The sequence below is a fragment of the Brevibacillus ruminantium genome (assembly GCF_023746555.1).
Classification (GTDB): domain Bacteria; phylum Bacillota; class Bacilli; order Brevibacillales; family Brevibacillaceae; genus Brevibacillus; species Brevibacillus ruminantium.
The window spans coordinates 1,512,077-1,530,372 of sequence record NZ_CP098755.1 but is presented as its reverse complement, the minus strand read 5'-3'; the positions used below and the strand labels follow the sequence as shown (position 1 = coordinate 1,530,372).

Genomic DNA, 18,296 nt, shown 5'->3' with positions numbered 1-18,296 from the left:
CGCTTAGCCAGATTTGATTTTCGGATTGAGGTAGCGATACATGGAATCCACGCTAAAATTCATCGTGGCGACAATCAGGGCCAGAACAACGACACAAGCCTGGACCAACGGATAGTCTGCCGTATAGATCGCTTTGACGACCAACTGGCCCACGCCTGGCCAAGCGAAAACGGTTTCCGTTACGACAGCTCCGCCAAGCAGCTTTCCGATTTGAAAGCCGACAACCGTAATAATCGGGATCGCCGCGTTTTTCAAAGCGTGCTTGTAGATGACGACTTTCTCCGCCAGTCCTTTGGAACGTGCGGTGCGAATATAATCCTGCTGCAACACCTCCAGCATGCTGGAGCGGACAATCCGCAGCGTCGTGGGGGCCACCCAGACCGCCAGTGTAAAGGCAGGCATGATCAGATGTGCCCAGGTTCCTCTACCGGATACGGGAAGCCAATGGAGCTTTACCCCGAACAGGAGCATCAGCATGATCCCGGTCCAGAAGATCGGCATCGATTGCCCCAGAAAAACAGTGATCGTCACGAGGTTCTCCGATAGAGAGTTGCGGTTCACCGCCGAGTAGATTCCCAGAGGGATCGCGATGATAATACTCAGCAGCGTCGCGTAAAAGGTCAGCTCCAATGTAGCTGGTATGCGTTCCAGGACAACATCGAGCGAAGGCTGATTGAATTTGAGCGAGTGGCCAAAATCGCCTTGAACCGCTTGTGCCAAAAAGTGAACGTACTGTTCAGAAAGCGGCCGGTCAAACCCCATCTGATGGCGAAACGCATCAATTTCTTCCTGTGTCGCCTCTGGCGGCAGCATGAGAAGAACCGGGTCACCCGATAGATGGATCAGAAAAAAAGCAATGGTCGAGATCCCGAACAATACCAGAACGATACGCAAGCATTGCTTCAAAAATGCTCCCACGCAGGTTCCCTCCTTTCTGATGAAAAATTTTGCTGCTCCCGGCTTGCCCTGAAGCGATAAGCCTTGCAAGCCAAATACAGGGGATGGGGGCAGGGGAGAAATGACTCTCCCCCCTTTTCAGCCCTTCTGCCCCAAACCTTCCGGCGGATCGCCAGACGCACGGTTTTCTTACTTCAGCCCAATCTCATAGGCGTAGATGCGTTCATCCGCCCGGGCATCAAACTGCAGTTTGTTGTTGTACGCCTGGTTGTCCATCGGCGAGAACAGGAAAATCCACGGCGCTTCCTTGTGAAGCAGTTGCTGCGCTTGGCTGTAGAGCTCTTTGCGCTTATCCTGATCGACGGACGAACGCGCTTCATTGATCAGGGCGTCCAGCTCCGGCGTGTTGAAGTATTTGCCGTATACCCCTTTGCTGTCAAACATCGGCTGGAGAATCGCGTCGGCATCGTACACGGAATAACTGCCCCAGTGTCCGAGGCGGAAAGGCAGATCGCCTGCACGTTGTTTTTCTACAAATGAACTGGATTCCGGATAAAATTTTGCTTTTGCCTTAATGCCAACTTTACTCAAGTCAGAGATGACTGCATCCGTAATCTGTTGGCCGATTCCTGGTGTGAAGTAGTGAAGCTCGGTTTCAAAACCATCTGCGTAGCCGGCCTCAGCCAAGAGAGACTTGGCCTTTTCTGGATCAAAGCTGTACGGCTGGATGCCGGCATCAAAGCCGTAGTGGTTCGGGTTGACACCCGCTGGCGTACGGACAGCCTTTCCTCCCAGGATTTTGTCCATGATCTTCTCGATATCGACTGCATGGTTCATGGCCTGTCTCACACGTACATCGTCAAACGGTTTTTTCGTGGTATCAAACGCGATGTAGTAGACGCGCAGCAGCGGCGTTGAAGCGACAGAGATCTGCGGGTTGCCCTCCAACTGCGCCAGCATGTCTGGCGGCACCATGCGGATGATGTCTACTCCCCCGCTTTGCAGCTCGGCGATTTGCGTCGCCACCTCCGGGATGACGCGGAAGGTCACTTTGCTGATCTTGGGAGCGCCTTTGAAATACTGCTCGTTGGCTTCCAGGACGATCTTGTCCCCCTTCACCCATTCCGCCAGCTTGTAGGGGCCTGTACCGACCGGCTTTTCAGCGAATACCTGATCGCCTACTTCCTTCACGTATTTCGGCGGAACGATACTGAGATAGAACAGGCGGTGGGGGAGCAGATTGTACGGCTCCTGGGTCTTGATTTCAACCGTGTACGGATCGAGGATGTTCACAGCCGAAATCGCGCTGATGTTTCCGCGTTGCGAGCTTTTCTGTTTTTCATCCAGGACGCGCTCCAGGGAAAACTTCACAGCCTCAGCGTTGAATTCCTCACCGTTGTGGAAAGTGACGCCCTGACGCAGCTTGAAGATCCATGTCAGATCATCCTTGCGTTCGTAGCTTTCAGCCAATCCCGGCTCGATTTTCAAATCGCGGGACAGAAAGAGCAGCGAATCAAAGATATGCCAGTTGGTTGTAATGGCATTCGGTTCGTTGTGCATATGCGGGTCCATAGTAGGCACATCCGCATCAAAAGCAACTACCAATTCGCTTTTACCTCCTGAAGGTGCGGAGGAAGATTGAGAACAGCCCGTCAAACCAACAGCGACGGTAAGAAGAGCCGCAAACAGGCCAGACAACCATTTTTTCTTCATGACAAACCCCTCTTCTCTTTTTGAGTCTTTTGAATAAACAGTCTATTTACACCAAATATATAACGGCTCGATCACCGTCCTTTCCGTCCCCGTATCTTATTCTTCGAAAATGTTCCAGTAGGAATAGAGCTGCTCCAACTGTTTCATTCTCGTTTGGGTATGCATGTTGTGTCTTGCTTCAATACCGGCGAGCAGCAGATACAGCAGATTGATCACGGAAGCGATCGAATAGTGCCCGGATTCGATATTGATCTCAGTGGTAAAGGTGATATCTGAAATGCGGCTGACGGGCGAGAGGAGCCTGTCCGTCGCGGAGATGATCTTCGCCCCTGCCCGCTTGCAGGTTTCTGCCACTCGTATCGTCTCTTTGGTATAGCGGGGAAAAGAAATGACCACGACGACAGACTTGTCTGTCAGACTGACGATTCTCTCTTCCGTTTCTCCGCTAAACGGGACGATCAGCACATTTTTTCGGACCATGCTGAGCATAAAGCTGAACCAATGAGCGGCGGCATAGGAAGCTCGGTAGCCAACGATCAAGACCTGATCTGCCTCCAAAAGCCAATCTACGGCTTTCCACACATCCTGCTGATTGAGCTGATGCAGCGTTTGCCGGAGAATCATGATATCCCGCTCGATCGCCCTGGTAAAAATATTGGCCTCCTCCCCGGTTTCAGGGGACGGGTCAGCAAAGCGGGAGGAATTGCTCTCCAGAACGTACCGCTGAATAGCGGCCTGCATTTCAGAGAAACCCCTGAATCCCAGTGCGTAGGCAAAACGGATTACCGTCGTCTCACTGACATCTGCTTCACGTCCGATTTGCACGGCCGTATAAAACGCCACCTTTTCGATGTTCTCCAGCAAATACTCAGCTACTTTCTTTTGGCCTGAGGACAATTGGGAAAAGGAATCTTTCACAAGTTGTTCAAACGACATGAATCTACTCCTATCTGCTTATTTGCAGAAGTAATTCCTTCATAATTTATTTCAGATGCAGAAACTCCTTCATATGCGATATTCTATTTATATCACGCAAGCAAGTTTTGGAAAAGAGTAAATTATAAATTTTCCGAAAAATTATTTTTACACATTCCTGCTCTCACCTGAAAACAAGAAACGGAAGGCTCTCTTTTCTTTACTGAGAGAGCCTTCCGTTTACCAGATTTTGCGTCATGAGTCACGCGCAACCTTTTGCTATGCAGGACGTATCACTATATAAGTTTATCTTGTTTAGAGCACGCGTTTGGCTGTAACGACTCTTTTCTCCCACGATGTTCCTTTGAAGGTCGAAAACGTTACTCCCGGTTTCCCGTAGGTATGCAGCAATTTGTTATTTCCTGCGTAAATCGCTACGTGTGTGATGCGTTTAGACTTCGTGGTCGGACTCGCTTTGAAAAAGATCAGGTCACCCTTTTTCAAGTTGCTTTTGGAAACGGTTTGCCCGACCGTGGCTTGAGCACGGGACGTTCTCGGCAGTGATTTGTTGACGGCTACCTTGTAGACGCGCTGCACAAACGAAGAACAGTCAAACGTGCGAGTCGTGCTACTCGGGGAACCAAATTTATACGGAGTACCGAGGTATCTTTTACCAACACTGATGACGTGATCGGCACGGGATTGACTCCACTTGGCTTGTGCTACTTCATGGTTGCCGGGCAGCGGGGCGACAATTCCCGTTATTGCGAGTGCTCCCCCAAGTAAAATTCCTGCCAGTACATTGCGAAGTTTCATGCTGTTTCATCCTCCTATCGACCAACGAACATTGGCTGACTTATTTGGCTTGTCCTTAACTCTAACACCCCCCTACTGCTCGTTAAATTCCCAAAATATTACCAATCGGTGCATCCCTCTCTGACCAGCAATTTCCTATTGACGCTGTCATTCCCATGAGAACAGGAATTCCCTCAAATTTTCAGTCTATTCGCTCTCCAACTATTACCAAGAATTCCGTCCAATTCTTCCCTCTCATTTTCACCGTTTCCCCATACCAAACGGGACTTTTGACCTACTAAATCTCATAGACTTTTCCAAATGGGTTCCGTACAGGCAGGTCAAAAATGGAACACTCCCATTTGATGATCATTTGTCTGCTTGCAACCTGAGCTGGCACGACGTAAAGTAGATAGGAGCTATGTTTGAAGGAGGTTCCTATGCGACTGCGTAACATTCCAGGTGCAGAACAAGCACTGCGCGAATATCCCACTTTTGTGGACAACCCTACAGAGTATAAAGGAAGATGGTCAGAACGGTTCGGAAACAACAATCCGATTTATATTGAGATTGGCTGTGGAAAGGGTCGTTTTATCAATACACTGGCAGACCGGCATCCCGATGTGAATTTCATCGCCATTGAACTGAAGGCGGAGGTCGTGCTCCGTGCTGCTCAGCGGACGGAGAAACAAACCATCCCCAATCTTGCTTTTATTCAGTACAATGCCGCTCTTCTGCCTGATCTGTTCGGTGCAGAAGAAGTCTCCCGCATCTACCTGAATTTCAGTGATCCCTGGCCGAAAAGTCGTCATGCCAAACGACGTCTGACCTACGCCAGCTTCCTGCAAACGTATAAACAGGTATTGAAAAAGCACGGGGAGATTCACATCAAGACAGACAATGAGAATTTGTTTGAATTCTCTTTGAACCAGTTATCCAACGAGCGCTTCCAATTGCGCCATATCACCTTTGACCTGCACCATTCGCCGCTTGCGGAGGAGAATGTGATGACGGAGTACGAAGAGCGCTTCTCCTCTCGCGGTCAACGGATTTATCGAACAGAAGCGATTTATCAGGAGTAATAAAGAGGCAGCCTGGCTACGGGGGCAATCCCTCGCGGCCAAGCTGCCTTTTTTTTGATGGCGATGCCCGTCCCAACCGGGTGTCCGGCATTCCCACAAGATCGATAGAAAGGTGGGACTTCCTGATTCACCATGCTATAATGGAGTAGATTCCATTTTTCCCCAAAGAAGGAGCGATACATCGATGATGAAGTTTATGGATATAGGCTTTGGCCCCTCCCTGATGATGATAATGTACTTTCTCGTGATCGTGGCTTTTTACGGGTTTATCCTGTATTTTTTGATCAGTGTTCTCCGCTTTATGAAAAACAAAACCGAAAATGATCGTGCCCAAAACCAGAAGCTGGACAGCTTGATCCAGATGCTGAAAGAACGGTCAGAAAAAGAATAGCTCTTATTCTCCCCTCGCTTTTGGCCGATATTTCCAATAGGGAGGGTTTTTTGTGACCAAGGTTCAGTTTCTTCAGGAAAAAAGTTCATACCACATCACCTATCCAGATCGAACCGACCTTTCCTTTTACCGCTGGTTTACGGAGAACCATCCTGATCTGGCTGTCGGTTGGTATCATCTCGGCGCGGAATGGGAACGGCAGGGCAAAGAAGAGCAGGCGCTCCAGGCATACCGTAAAGCTCTGCACCTCCCCGCAGATGAATTCGCCGAGAAGACGCGAGATGCTTACCAAGAGCTGTTGCGCAAGCGAAGGAAACAGACGTGGAGAAAAGCAAGTCGGCTGTTGCTGGCTTCCCTGCTTTTTCTGTACAGTCTTGTTTTCTCACCCAGCCCGCTAAGCGAACCTGAGGGAGCAGCACCCCAGGCGATTGCGCCCGAATCGTTGCAGCGGCCTCATGTAGAAGTCATTGCGGTGCCTGGGAACCTGGACAGTCAGCAGCTGCGACGGCAGGTGGAAGCCTACGCGGCGTCCAGACGTCCCTCGCTGCAGCAGCCCTATACGGTGGTGGTCGTGCCGGAGGTATCAGGTGCACCGTTGTTTGCCCCGCTCCTCTTTTATCGACCTGTTGAATTGCGCGGCCTTCTGCGCTACGATCCCGTAAGCCGTACCGTGCTTAGTGATCTCTGGTTTGAGCAGCCCTGCGCCTGTCAGGACAAGCCAGCCGTCCAAACAGCCTTGGCCGCCTTGGCAGAGGAGCAGCAGACGCTGGAACAGGTTCTCACCCTGCGCAACGCCTTGTACCGAACACATCAGCGCATCGGCTATCTGCCGGATTCGCTTGCGCAGTTAGCCGGTCCCTATCCAGTCAACACGCTGGCAGAGATTCCGGTGCCGCCCCCTGAGAGCGGACTGGCAAGCTGGGCATACTATCCTGCCTTCTTCCGTCCCGAATCGGCATGGGAGAGCCTGAAAGAGGTTGTCCCGCTCCAGGGGTATCCAGAGCCTTTTGTCCCGCTCCAACCTTTGCAGGTTCATGTTCACAAAGCGACACATACGATGACGCTTACCAGCGGTCCTCATATCGTCAGACGATATCCCATTGGAATCGGGCGGAACGGCAGCACCCCGGAAGGCTACTTTTCTATCGAGAAAAAGATCAATCAGCCCCAGGGCCATGACAATATCTACGGAACACGCGGACTCGTCTTTCAAGCGGACGGCTACGCCATACATGGTACCAATCAGCCCGAGAGCATCGGAGAGTCCATGTCTCTTGGCTGTATTCGCTTGCACAATCCGGATGTCGAAGAGCTGTACTCTTTCGCCGCAACAGGGACAGAAGTCGTGATCTCCAATAAAACGCCGCCTGTTCCCCAATGGGTCAATCCGGCCGCCAATGTGCTGCCTGCCCGACCGGATGAGGAAACTCCGGGGATTACCTATCGCTGGCTTCACTGAGCTGGACAAGCACGTAACCGGAATTTGCTGTCCAAACAATTCGGCATGTTTTCTAACAGAGCAGGATCGGATAGTTCTTTTATGGCGTTATTTCCGAAGGAGTTTGAGAGGATAGAGCTATTGGAGGTTCTCCAGTAGCTCTTTCTTGTATTTGCGTATTTTCATGCCTTCTGTTCTTGGATTCCGAGCGATTTCAACCTTTCGAACTTCGTTGTCACTCGTTTCTACTGTTTCCAGTAGATCATGCGAATCCGTAAAGGATCGTGCGTAACGAAATTGAAAAAATTGGTTTAAATTCAATCAAAAACCAATTAAGATGAATATATGACAATTAGATGTGGTCTTATAAAAAAGCAAGGAGGGGAAATGTGAGAAAACGAAAAATTAGTTTAGCCGCAGTAGTGCTGTCTCTCGGAATGACTGGAATCGTAAGTACGGAAGAAGTAAAACCACTTTCAGACCCGGATAACATTTACAAAGATGATCGTGTGGAAGAAACGATTAACCCAGTTTATTTTTGGCCGAAATTTCCTTCATCCTTCGCCCTTTCGTCAAGTAACGATGTAGAAGAAAATGAAAATGTACATGTACATGTGTGTATAGACTATGATAATCCTGATTTCTTCTTCGATCAAATTCTTATCGATTATGTTGGCGAAAAAGAGTTTGATAAGTGGTTCTATTCCCTTGATATATCGGAACGAACAGTAACGAAATTGAAAAGTGATTTTAATATTTCCGATGAGGAAGTTGAGAAAATCTTCGAAATAGCAGAGGAAAAAGCAAAGGAAAAAGCTAAGAGAAGGAAAAAATCCTAATAACTTTGTGATGGCGAGCCGAATGAGGTTCGCTATTCCTATTCCTATTCCAGGGAGGTTGATTATTATGAACGTGCGCAAACTGTTTCTAGTAATTACCCTTGTCGCTGGCTTAACGGCGTGTTCTGCCGAGACTGTTGAAACCTCCAGCGACTTGGGGGATAAGAAACCTAACCTGACAGCTTCGAAGGTTGACTACAATAAAAAGTTCGAAATTATAGAACGCATAAAATCTCCTGAAACAGCATTATCCATTTTAATCCAAAAAATGGAATTCGAATGGCCAACCCTCTTTACCATGAAAACAGAAGAAGATTTATTACAGAGATACTCTTTTATCACTTGGCATATCGATTCAGAAGCTAAAAACTATTTGCAGGAGAATCTTTCAACACTTCATCCAGAATACCAGGAGTATCTCAAGTTATTGAAAGAAGGTGTGCTGCCTGCACAGGAATACACGGTAACAAATATCTCAGTTGATGAATACAATAGTGAAAATGTAACGGTAACAGCTCAGTATGAACTTTTACTATCAAACGGACAGAAAAAGAATATGAAAGTTTCCATGACGGCTGACACGAACTTTAGAAATTTTAACCAGCGTTTTAACACTTCTGAGGGGGAACTACTACCCGATCCTGTTAATAAAGAGCAGGATAATTTCCAAGATTTCATTTTTTCTGTTCTAACAACTGATGAAATAAGAAAATTAACGCTAGAAGAGCTTTTTACGTTATTTGAGCATTAGATTGCGCATCGCCTGGTTAATCGCCATGCGGGTGTGAATGTCAATCAAAATGTTGACCACCGTGCTCATCAAAAAATTGACCACCATGGCAAAATTATTACCACCCGACGGGTGGGTAACTTTTTCATGATCACGATTGCTTCAAGCTTTGCTTAAACCGGTAACTGTCGCCATTCATCGCAAAGATGTGTGCCCGGTGGGTAAGTCGATCCACTAATGCAGCTGTCATTTGTTCATCCTTGAACACCTGAGTCCAGTTAGCGAAGTCTAAATTGCTCGTAAGGATCATGCTTCCCTTTTCATATCGGGCAGCGCAGAACTGAAAGAGTAGCTCTGCTCCCGACTTACTTAGAGGAACAAACCCTACCTCATCAAGAATGGCTAGATCGACTTTTAACCACTGTTTCTCCAATTGAAGCAAGCGCTTCTCTGATTGAGCTTCCATCAGTTCATTACACAGCTTAGCTGCTGTCCAGAATTGAACGGTGTAACCGTGACGGCAAGCCTCCATCCCAAGGGAAATCGATAAATGTGTTTTCCCAGTACCTGAATTCCCAATAAAGATTACATTCTCAGCTTTCTCGATATACTCGCAACGAGAAAGCTGGAGAACCTTCGGTTTATTTAGGGCTGGCATGACTGAAAAGTCATATTGGTCCATGGTTTTAATCGTAGGGAACTTTGCCTGCTTGGTGCGGGATGCAATTTGATTTGCATCTCTTTGCATAAGCTCCTGCTTCAAAAGAGCCAAGAGAAAGTCTTCGTAAGGTATTTGACGCTCCATCGCATCATGAGCCATTTCTGTCAGCCATGTCCCCCTTATCCGAGTAAAGTCCCCCAATCTTACTCAATACAATGACTTGCTGCAAAAAAGGAGTGTGGTTCATTGAGTACAACATTTTTACTTGAAGCCTATGCAAAACGTCTACGCTTGCCCGCAATCAAGAAATTCTATAAAGAATATCCTGTCTCTCTGGAAATTTGGCGAATCGACTTTCCTAGCACGAAGTGCTGTTTCCTGATAAACTCATAATTAGCCATCTGAAGCATTTCCTTTCCCCCCATATCTTGTTGTCTCGTCAACATTCAAGATATCGGAAAGAGTTGCTCAGGTGGTCAACTTTTTTATGAGCGTCATGATGCTAGGTGGTCAATAATTAGGTTAGCATTCACATGTTCTTGGATTCCGAGCGATTTCAACCTTTCGAACTTCGTTGTCACTCGTTTCTACTGTTTCCAGTAGATCATGCGAATCCGTAAAAGATTGCGCGTAATAAAATTGAAAAAAATGGTTATTTTTCAATTGACAACCAATTATGATGAATATATGATATTAGTAATGTTCTAATATGAAGGGGAGGAAAATGTGAGAAAATTAAAAATTGGTTTAGCCGCAGTAGTGCTGTCTCTTGGAATGACTGGAATTGTAAGTGCAGAAGAACTAAAACCACTTGGAGATCCAGATAACATTTACAAAAATTATGGATGGACCTGGCCAACAAGTGGAACTGGATCTCGTACTATCAGCAGTAAATACGGGGTACCGAGGAAAGGTGAAAGGAATCCCTATCATGTAGGAATAGATATTAGTGTGAAACAGAAGCCAGTGTATGCTGTAGCAGATGGTAAAGTTGTTAAGTCGGGTGAATTTAGGGATGGGACACAAGTGATTATAATTGCACATGATGATACTGCTATAGACGGTACACCACTTTATACACGTTATCTCCATTTAGAAGAAAATTCCTTATTGGTAAGAAAAAACGATACTGTGTATGAAGGAGATAAAATTGCAACCTCCGGAAACACTGGTGGTGTCCCGTACCATTTGCATTTTGATATAAATGAAGCGGAGAGTGAATATCCTATTTTTAATGATCGTAAGGAAGAAACGATAAACCCTGCTTATTTTTGGCCGAGATTTATTGATTCCTTCACCCTTTCATCAAGTAACGATGTAGAAGAAAATGAAATTTGTCATGAGCCTGAAGACTTTGATAACCCTGATTTCTTCTTCGATCAAATTCTTATCGATTATGTTGGCGAAAAAGAGTTTGATAATTGGTTCGATTCCCTCGATGTCTCGGATCGAACAGTAACGAAATTGAAAAGTGATTTTAATATTTCCGATGATGAAGTTGAGAAAATCTTCGAAATAGCAGAGGAAAAAGCTAAGGAAAAAGCTAAGAAGAAGAAAAAATCCCAATAACTTTGTGATGGCGAGCCGTATGAGGTTCGCTATTCCTATTCCAGGGAGGTTGATTATTATGAACGTGCGCAAACTGTTTCTAGTAATTACCCTTGTCGTTGGCTTAACGGCTTGTTCTGCCGAGACTGTTGAAACCTCCAGCGACTTGGGGGAAAAGAAACTTAACCTGACAGCTCCGAAGGTTGACTACAATAAAAAGTACAAAATTATAAAACGCATAAAATCTCCTGAATCAGTATTGTCCATTTTAATCCAAAAGCTGGAATCTGAATGGCCAACACTCTTTACTATGAAAACAGAAGAAGATTTATTACAGAGATACTCTTTTATCACTTGGCACATCGATTCAGAAGCTAAAAACCGTTTGCAGGAGAATCTTTCAACACTTCATCCAGAATACCAGGAGTATCTCAAGTTATTGAAAGAAGGTGTGCTGCCTGCACAGGAATACACGGTAACAAATATCTCAGTTGATGAATACAATAGTGAAAATGTAACGGTAACAGCTCAGTATGAACTTTTACTACCAAACGGACAGAAAAAGAATATGAAAGTCTCCATGACGGCTGACACGAACTTTGAAAACTTTAACCAGCGTTTTAACACTTCTGAGGGGGAGCTATTACCCGATACTGCTACTAAAGAGGAGCAAGATGTCCGAAATTTCATCTTTACTGTCCTAACAACGGATGAAATAAGAAAATTAACGTTAGATGATCTTTTTACGTTATTTGAGCATTAGATTGCGTACCGCCTGGTTAATCGCCATGCGAGTATGGTAGAAACCATTAATCCAGTTTATTTTTGGCCGAAATTTCTTTCTTCCTTCGACTTTGCGTCAAGTAACGATGTAGAAGAAAATGAAAATGGACAAGTGTGTAGAGACTATGATAATGAAGTTGAGAAAATCTTCGAAATAGCAGAGAAAAAAGCTAAGAAGAAGAAAAAATCCTAATAACTTTGTGATGGCGAGCCGTATGAGGTTCGCTATTCCTATTCCAGGGAGGTTGATTATTATGAACGTTCGCAAACTGTTTCTAGTAATTACCCTTGTTGTTGGCTTAACGGCTTGTTCTGCCGAGACTGTTGAAACCTCCAGCGACTTGGGGGAAAAGAAACCTAACCTGACAGCTCCGAAGGTTGACTACAATAAAAAGTACAAAATTATAAAACGCATAAAATCTCCTGAATCAGTATTGTCCATTTTAATCCAAAAGCTGGAATTAGAATGGCCAACCCTCTTTACTATGAAAACAGAAGAAGATTTATTACAGAGATACTCTTTTATCACTTGGCATATCTATTCAGAAGACAAAAACTATTTGCAAGAGAATCTTTCAACACTTCATCCAGAATACCAGGAGTATCTCAAGTTATTGAAAGAAGGTGTGCTGCCTGCACAGGAATACACGGTAACAAATATCTCAGTTGATGAATACAATAGTGAAAATGTAACGGTAACAGCTCAGTATGAACTTTTACTATCAAACGGACAGAAAAAGAATATGAAAGTCTCCATGACGGCTGACACGAACTTTGAGAAATTTAACGAGCGTTTTAACACTTCTGAGGGGAAACCATTACCCGATCCTGATAACAAGGAGCAGGAAGATGTCGAAAACTTTATCTTTTCTGTTCTAACAACGGATGAAATAAGAAAATTAACGCTTGAAGAGCTTTTTACGTTATTTGAGCATTAGATTGCGCACCGCCTGGTTAATCGCCATGCGGGTGTGGAAGAAACGATTAACCCAGTTTATTTTTGGCCGAAATTTCTTTCTTTGCCCTTACGTCAAGTAACGATGTAGAAGAAAATGAAAAATGGACATGTGTGTAGACTATGATAATGAAGTTGAGAAAATCTTCGAAATAGCAGAGGAAAAAGCAAAGGAAAAAGCTAAGAGAAGGAAAAAATCCTAATAACTTTGTGATGGCGAGCCGTATGAGGTTCGCTATTCCTATTCCAGGGAGGTTGATTATTATGAACGTGCGCAAACTGTTTCTAGTAATTCCCCTTGTCGTTGGCTTAACGGCGTGTTCTGCCGAGACTGTTGAAACCTCCAGCGACCTGGGGGAAAAGAAACCTAACCTGACAGCTCCGAAGGTTGACTACAATAAAAAGTTCGAAATTATAAAACGCATAAAATCTCCTGAATCAGTATTATCCATTTTAATCCAAAAGTTGGAATCCGAATGGCCAACCCTCTTTACTATGAAAACAGAAGAAGATTTATTACAGAGATACTCTTTTATCACTTGGCATATCGATTCAGAAGACAAAAACTATTTGCAAGAGAATCTTTCAACACTTCATCCAGAATACCAGGAGTATCTCAAGTTATTGAAAGAAGGTGTGCTGCCTGCACAGGAATACACGGTAACAAATATCTCAGTTGATGAATACAATAGTGAAAATGTAACGGTAACAGCTCAGTATGAACTTTTACTACCAAACGGACAGAAAAAGAACATGAAAGTCTCCATGACGGCTCACACGAACTTTGAAAAATTTAACCAGCGTTTTAACACTTCTGAGGGGGAACTATTACCCGATACTACTACTAAAGAGGAGCAAGATGTCCGAAATTTCATCTTTACTGTTCTAACAACGGATGAAGTAAGAAAGTTAACGCTAGAAGAGCTTTTTACGTTATTTGAGCATTAGATTGCGCACCACGCCATGCGTGGCGCACTCAAAAAAACGCGCTCCCCAAAATGAAGTGACCCCAAAAAGTTAGACAGTTTTTATTAAGCAGTGCGTAAGGTTTGAGTTCGGTATTGCACTGGACTCAGACCTTTTAATTTTGTCTTGATTCGCTTGTTGTTATAGTAATCGATGTATTTTACTAACTCTCGTTTAAATTGTTCCACACTTTCAAACTCTTGCGTATATAAGAATTCCGATTTTAAAGTTCCAAAGAAACTCTCCATCACAGCGTTGTCATAACAGTTTCCTTTTCGCGACATGCTCTGGGTGATGTTATTGTCTTTCAATACCTGTCGGTATTGGTTCATCTGGTAATGCCAACCTTGATCCGAGTGAATCATCAATCTGTCTGTAGCGGTTAGTCGTCGACATGCTTGTTCCAACATTTTAGACACAAGAGAATATCTTGGTCTTGTATCAACTGTATAAGCGATAATTTCTCCGTTATACAAATCTAACATTGGTGATAAATAGAGCTTTTCACCAAATAACTTAAACTCAGTTATATCTGTTACCCACTTCTCGTTTGGCTTTTCTGCATGGAAATCTCGGTTCAATAGATTCGGTGCTGTCTTGCCAACTTTCCCTTTATACGAGCGATATTTTTTCATCCGAACTATGCTTTTTAAACCTAACTTGTTCATTAATCTCTGAACTTTTTTATGATTTACCAGATACCCCAGAATCCTCAGTTCATGCGTAATACGGCGGTACCCGTAGCGCCCTTTATGTTCATGGTAAATGACCTGAATCACTGCTTTTAATTCAGCATGTTTATCTGGACGACTGTTCATTTTCACATAGTAATAGTAGGTACTGCGTGGAATGCCAGCGAGTTTCAGTAAAGCTTTTACAGGGAATTCTGTCCTTAGCTCAAATACTACTTGTGCTTTGTCTTGCTTTGTAATTTTTCCTTGCTTTGAACTAAGGCATTCAACTTTTTTAGGTAAGCATTCTCCATGCGTAAACGCTCTACTTCTTCCCGTAATGCCTCGACTGAGCCCTCAACAGGTATTCCCTTTTTAGTTTCTTTTTTCATGGTTGGACGCCCCTTTTTCTTCGATTGTAGGGCGTCTATTCCGAGTGAATGAAATTGTATTCTCCATTTCCGGATTAAAGCAGGAGAGGTGATTTGGAAAATGGCAGCAGTTTCATTCGGAGACGTCCCAAAATGATTCATATAATTGAGTACGTCTAGTTTAAATTGGGCGGAGTAGCTTGTATAGGATTTTCTAAATGCTTCTACACCATTGTGCTCGTATTGCTTCACCCAATTTCGAACGACGCTTTCTGTTGTACCCAGGGTCGTAGCAATCGATTCATAACTCTCTGTACCATCTAAATAGCGTAGAGCCGCCGACAATTTATCGTCAGCTGTAAATTTGGCCATAGAAAAACTGCACCTCCAATTGTTAGATATGTCTAACAAATGGGGTGCAGTTCAAAAGAGAGCGCGTTTTGCATGTCATCTGTTTATTCTTCGAGATTGCTGACGGTTTCTTCCTGTTCGGTCTCAGGATGCCATTGATCGAGCACTTTTCCCTGAAGAACCTTTCCCTGGATAAATTCCACCTGCAATTCGTTAAACTCACGTATCCAGTCAATCCCCAGTTCCTCTGCCAACCGGACAACGGTCAGCAGCTCCGACCAGGCGACATAGCGTTTGTACCAGAAGAACTGTGGCTGTTCATTCATGTATGGGTACAGGTCGTCAAAATCGGTGTGTTTACAGTCGAGAGCACGTTCAAAGTTTACCTTGGCACGCCGTAGTTTCTCCGTGAAAAATTCTTGTAAATTCTCTTGTGTAAAGTCTTTCATGGACAGTCCCTCCTGTCTCCCGATTTACAAGTATTGTACCATGTGTAACATGAAGTGAAAATAGCTGGCCGATTGTCAATTCTCTGGAAAGCTCTGCAGATTATCCATGGCCGCCAGCCGGATCAGGCTGCTGGCCGCCGAAATCTGGAGGCGGAGGCGGCAGTTCGATACCTGGCGGCGGTGTTTGTGAATCATTCCCGCCGGGGGGCACGATGTCAGGCGGTGCTACCGGTGGTTGGCCGCCATTGCCATTGCCATTGCCATTGCCATTTCCGTTCCAGCTTCCATGTCCATTGCCATTACTGTTGCCGTTGTTGCCATTCCAGTTTCCGTTTCCATTGTTGCCGTTCCCGCCATCCCAATTGCCATTTCCATTACTTCCATTGTCACCGTTCCAGTTGCCATTTCCCTGTCCAGGCCAAGGGTTTTGCCCTGTGCCGCCATCAATGGGAATATCCCCTTCCTGCATTTGTCCGTCATCGTGCTGGTCTCCCTCCTGCAAGAGGTTATCCAACTGGCTCGTATTAATCTCGGCGATATTGGACGGCGTTTTCTCTTCCCCGTTCGCATCTCGCGGAATCACGATATATTTGTACATCGTTGGACCGTTGAGCGTATCTACATGGATCATCTCTTTCAATCCCGATGCAATCTTCTCGCGATTCTCCGGATTGTCGGTAAAGCGATAGACATCGTAGGTGTAGTCCTGATTTCCGCCCATCCAGCTCAGTACGACCTTCAGCTTGTTTTCATCCAGAGTCAAATCCGCGAAAAGCTGCACAGAAGGAGTTTCCTCTTTTTCTTCCTGCTGCTTGTGCATGCCGGCTGGCGGTTCAAAATCACGGGCTTTGACTCCCTTCAATCCTTCGCCGAGAACGGTCGCAAACATCTTGGCTGTCAAACTGCTGCCTTGTCTCATCAAATGCTGCTTGTCTTCAGGATCGAAGCCCATCCAAACAGCCCCGACATACTCGGGCGTATAGCCGACGAACCAGGCATCCTTGTTGACGTCTCCGCCCCCGACCATCGATTGGGTCGTACCGGTCTTCCCGGCTACATGGCGTCCGGAGATACGCGCAGATCGGCCTGTACCCTCGTTGACGGCCCGCTCCAGCATCGTGTGGACTTCCCAAGCCGTTTCCGGTTTCACTACCTGCTTTTCAACCGGTTTGTATTTATACTCGACACCCTTTTGCTGATTTTCCATCCGGTCGATGACATGGGCTTCCGCCATCTTGCCACCGTTCACAAAAGTCGTGTACGCCTGGGCCATCTTCATCGGGGATGTCCCTTTGCTCAATCCCCCGAGCGCGATCGCCAGGTTACGGTCTTCCGGTGACAGCTCGATACCGAATTTCTCGATATAATCCATCCCATTATTCACGCCGATCTCATTGAGCAACCAGACAGCCGGCACGTTATCCGAATTGATCACAGCCCTCATCATACTGGTCGTTTCGCTGTATTTTCCGCTGGCATTGCGCGGCTCGTAGCCATTGAAGCTCTGACGCTTGTTGGACAGAATCGAGCTGGAATTCCATTTGGAGAAATTGATATCGATCGCCGGTGCATACACAGCGATTGGTTTAAACGAAGAACCTGGCTGACGCGCCATGTCTGTCGCAAGGTTGAAGCCTTTGGCCTGGTAGTCGCGTCCGCCCATCATCGCAGCGATCCCGCCGTTTTTAGCGTCGACTACGATCATGGCAGATTGAACGGCCCGTGTTGCACCCGGTTTCGGGAAATTCTTCTCGTCGGCATACGCTTTGACCATCGCGTTCTGCATATTAGGGTCAAAGGAGGTATAAACGGACCAGCCTCCGCGATACAAATCTTCCTCGGTGACACCGTACTTGTCTTTTGCCTCACGCACGACGTAATCAAAAAACGCACGGTCTCCTTTTTTCACCACGCCGCCATTGTCAGAGGCATCTTCCCTTGGCTCGGGCAGCGGTTCTGCCTGCGCCTGCTCTTTTTGCTCCATGGTGATAAAGCCTTGCTCCTGCATCAAACGCAAGATGGTATCCCTGCGCTCTTTGGCTTTCTCCGGATTGTTGAACGGAGAGTAATGGGTCGGCGCCTTGGGGATGGCCGCCAGCGTGGCTGCTTTGGCCAGGGTGAAATTCTTATCGGTTACCGACATGCCAAAGTAATGCTGGGCAGCATCCTCAACACCAAACGCTCCTTTTCCCAAATAGACCTGGTTTAAATACATTTCCAGAATCTGATCCTTGGAAAATCTGCGTTCCATCCCGATTGCGATACTCACTTCCTTGGTTTTCCGCCAAAAGGTTTTATCCAGGGAAAGGAATACATTTCGGGCCAACTGCTGCGTGATCGTGCTGCCCCCTTCGGCCAGGGAGCCTTTGCGAATGTCATTGATAATCGCGCCGCCGATCCGGATCATATCCACACCCTTGTGATCGAAAAAGCGTCTGTCCTCTACCGAGATGAACGCATTGATCAGGTAATCAGGCATTTTTGAAATCTGCATGTATTCGCGATTTTTTTGGTAGATCAAACTGGTCATTTCCTTGCCGTTTTTATCGTAAATGACAGTTGGTTCTGTTTTCAAAGCCTCTAGCTTCTGAATCTCTGTATCGATCATCTTTTCTCCGGCATACAGCAGTGCCATATAGCCGCCGATGATGCTCAAGAGCAGAAAGATCGTAAAAGAAACAGTAAACATCAGCAGGTGGCTTTTTTTCTTTCTGACTGTTTTCTTGGCCTTTGTTGCCATG

General features: G+C 45.8%; 17 protein-coding genes. 9 read left to right on the top strand and 8 right to left on the bottom strand.

What is annotated here, in order from left to right; genetic code table 11:
- Positions 1 to 3: 3 nt before the first annotated feature.
- From NDK47_RS07405 to NDK47_RS07390, 4 genes are all read right to left on the bottom strand, one after another.
- Positions 4 to 918: an ABC transporter permease gene (locus tag NDK47_RS07405; protein ID WP_251874213.1), complete on the bottom strand. Its 915-nt coding sequence runs from the start codon at positions 916 to 918 to the stop codon at positions 4 to 6.
- Positions 919 to 1,086: 168 nt separating this feature from the next.
- Complete coding sequence (locus NDK47_RS07400; RefSeq protein WP_251874212.1) at positions 1,087 to 2,610, bottom strand: ABC transporter substrate-binding protein; 1,524 nt, start codon at positions 2,608 to 2,610, stop codon at positions 1,087 to 1,089.
- Positions 2,611 to 2,706: 96 nt separating this feature from the next.
- On the bottom strand, positions 2,707 to 3,546 hold the full coding sequence (locus tag NDK47_RS07395) for a MurR/RpiR family transcriptional regulator (protein WP_251874211.1): 840 nt from the start codon (positions 3,544 to 3,546) through the stop codon (positions 2,707 to 2,709).
- 294 nt (positions 3,547 to 3,840) lie between these two features.
- Positions 3,841 to 4,341 carry a C40 family peptidase gene (locus tag NDK47_RS07390; RefSeq protein ID WP_251874210.1) on the bottom strand — a complete coding sequence of 167 codons (501 nt, stop codon included), beginning with the start codon at positions 4,339 to 4,341 and terminating at the stop codon, positions 3,841 to 3,843.
- A 419-nt stretch (positions 4,342 to 4,760) separates the two neighbouring features.
- Here NDK47_RS07390 and trmB point away from each other — a divergent pair, with 419 nt between their 5' ends.
- From trmB to NDK47_RS07365, 5 genes are all read left to right on the top strand, one after another.
- A complete protein-coding gene (gene trmB, locus NDK47_RS07385) occupies positions 4,761 to 5,402 on the top strand; it encodes a tRNA (guanosine(46)-N7)-methyltransferase TrmB (protein ID WP_251874209.1) in 642 nt (213 codons plus the stop codon).
- A 184-nt stretch (positions 5,403 to 5,586) separates the two neighbouring features.
- Positions 5,587 to 5,793: a hypothetical protein gene (locus tag NDK47_RS07380; RefSeq protein ID WP_251874208.1), complete on the top strand. Its 207-nt coding sequence runs from the start codon at positions 5,587 to 5,589 to the stop codon at positions 5,791 to 5,793.
- Between the two features lie 52 nt (positions 5,794 to 5,845).
- Positions 5,846 to 7,252, top strand: coding sequence for a L,D-transpeptidase family protein (locus NDK47_RS07375; RefSeq protein WP_251874207.1), 1,407 nt, complete (start codon positions 5,846 to 5,848; stop codon positions 7,250 to 7,252).
- 368 nt (positions 7,253 to 7,620) lie between these two features.
- Positions 7,621 to 8,070, top strand: coding sequence for a hypothetical protein (locus tag NDK47_RS07370; RefSeq protein ID WP_251874206.1), 450 nt, complete (start codon positions 7,621 to 7,623; stop codon positions 8,068 to 8,070).
- A gap of 67 nt (positions 8,071 to 8,137) precedes the next feature.
- The gene (locus NDK47_RS07365) at positions 8,138 to 8,821 is read left to right on the top strand and encodes a hypothetical protein (RefSeq protein ID WP_251874205.1); all 684 of its coding nucleotides are present in this window, start codon (positions 8,138 to 8,140) and stop codon (positions 8,819 to 8,821) included.
- Positions 8,822 to 8,951: 130 nt separating this feature from the next.
- Here the strand turns inward: NDK47_RS07365 and istB are convergent, their stop codons facing one another.
- Positions 8,952 to 9,620: an IS21-like element helper ATPase IstB gene (gene istB / locus NDK47_RS07360; protein WP_251874204.1), complete on the bottom strand. Its 669-nt coding sequence runs from the start codon at positions 9,618 to 9,620 to the stop codon at positions 8,952 to 8,954.
- Positions 9,621 to 10,187: 567 nt separating this feature from the next.
- Here istB and NDK47_RS07355 point away from each other — a divergent pair.
- The 4 genes from NDK47_RS07355 to NDK47_RS07340 all read left to right on the top strand — a co-directional run bounded on the left by NDK47_RS07355 (position 10,188) and on the right by NDK47_RS07340 (position 13,695).
- Complete coding sequence (locus tag NDK47_RS07355) at positions 10,188 to 11,030, top strand: M23 family metallopeptidase (RefSeq protein WP_251874203.1); 843 nt, start codon at positions 10,188 to 10,190, stop codon at positions 11,028 to 11,030.
- Between the two features lie 58 nt (positions 11,031 to 11,088).
- Positions 11,089 to 11,772 (top strand): hypothetical protein, encoded by a 684-nt coding sequence (locus NDK47_RS07350; RefSeq protein WP_251874202.1) that lies wholly within the window; start codon positions 11,089 to 11,091, stop codon positions 11,770 to 11,772.
- 274 nt (positions 11,773 to 12,046) lie between these two features.
- The gene (locus NDK47_RS07345; protein WP_251874201.1) at positions 12,047 to 12,730 is read left to right on the top strand and encodes a hypothetical protein; all 684 of its coding nucleotides are present in this window, start codon (positions 12,047 to 12,049) and stop codon (positions 12,728 to 12,730) included.
- Between the two features lie 281 nt (positions 12,731 to 13,011).
- Positions 13,012 to 13,695: a hypothetical protein gene (locus NDK47_RS07340; protein ID WP_251874200.1), complete on the top strand. Its 684-nt coding sequence runs from the start codon at positions 13,012 to 13,014 to the stop codon at positions 13,693 to 13,695.
- A gap of 83 nt (positions 13,696 to 13,778) precedes the next feature.
- Here NDK47_RS07340 and NDK47_RS07335 read toward each other — a convergent pair.
- The 3 genes from NDK47_RS07335 to NDK47_RS07325 form a co-directional block, all read right to left on the bottom strand.
- A protein-coding gene (locus NDK47_RS07335; RefSeq protein WP_251874199.1) for an IS3 family transposase occupies positions 13,779 to 15,127 on the bottom strand; the annotation gives its coding sequence in 2 pieces (ribosomal slippage) (positions 13,779 to 14,683 and positions 14,683 to 15,127; 1,350 coding nt in all).
- Positions 15,128 to 15,210: 83 nt separating this feature from the next.
- Entirely contained in the window at positions 15,211 to 15,555 is a 345-nt protein-coding gene (locus NDK47_RS07330) for a hypothetical protein (protein WP_251874198.1), read from the bottom strand.
- A gap of 100 nt (positions 15,556 to 15,655) precedes the next feature.
- Entirely contained in the window at positions 15,656 to 18,295 is a 2,640-nt protein-coding gene (locus tag NDK47_RS07325; protein WP_251874197.1) for a transglycosylase domain-containing protein, read from the bottom strand.
- Position 18,296 lies beyond the last annotated feature (1 nt).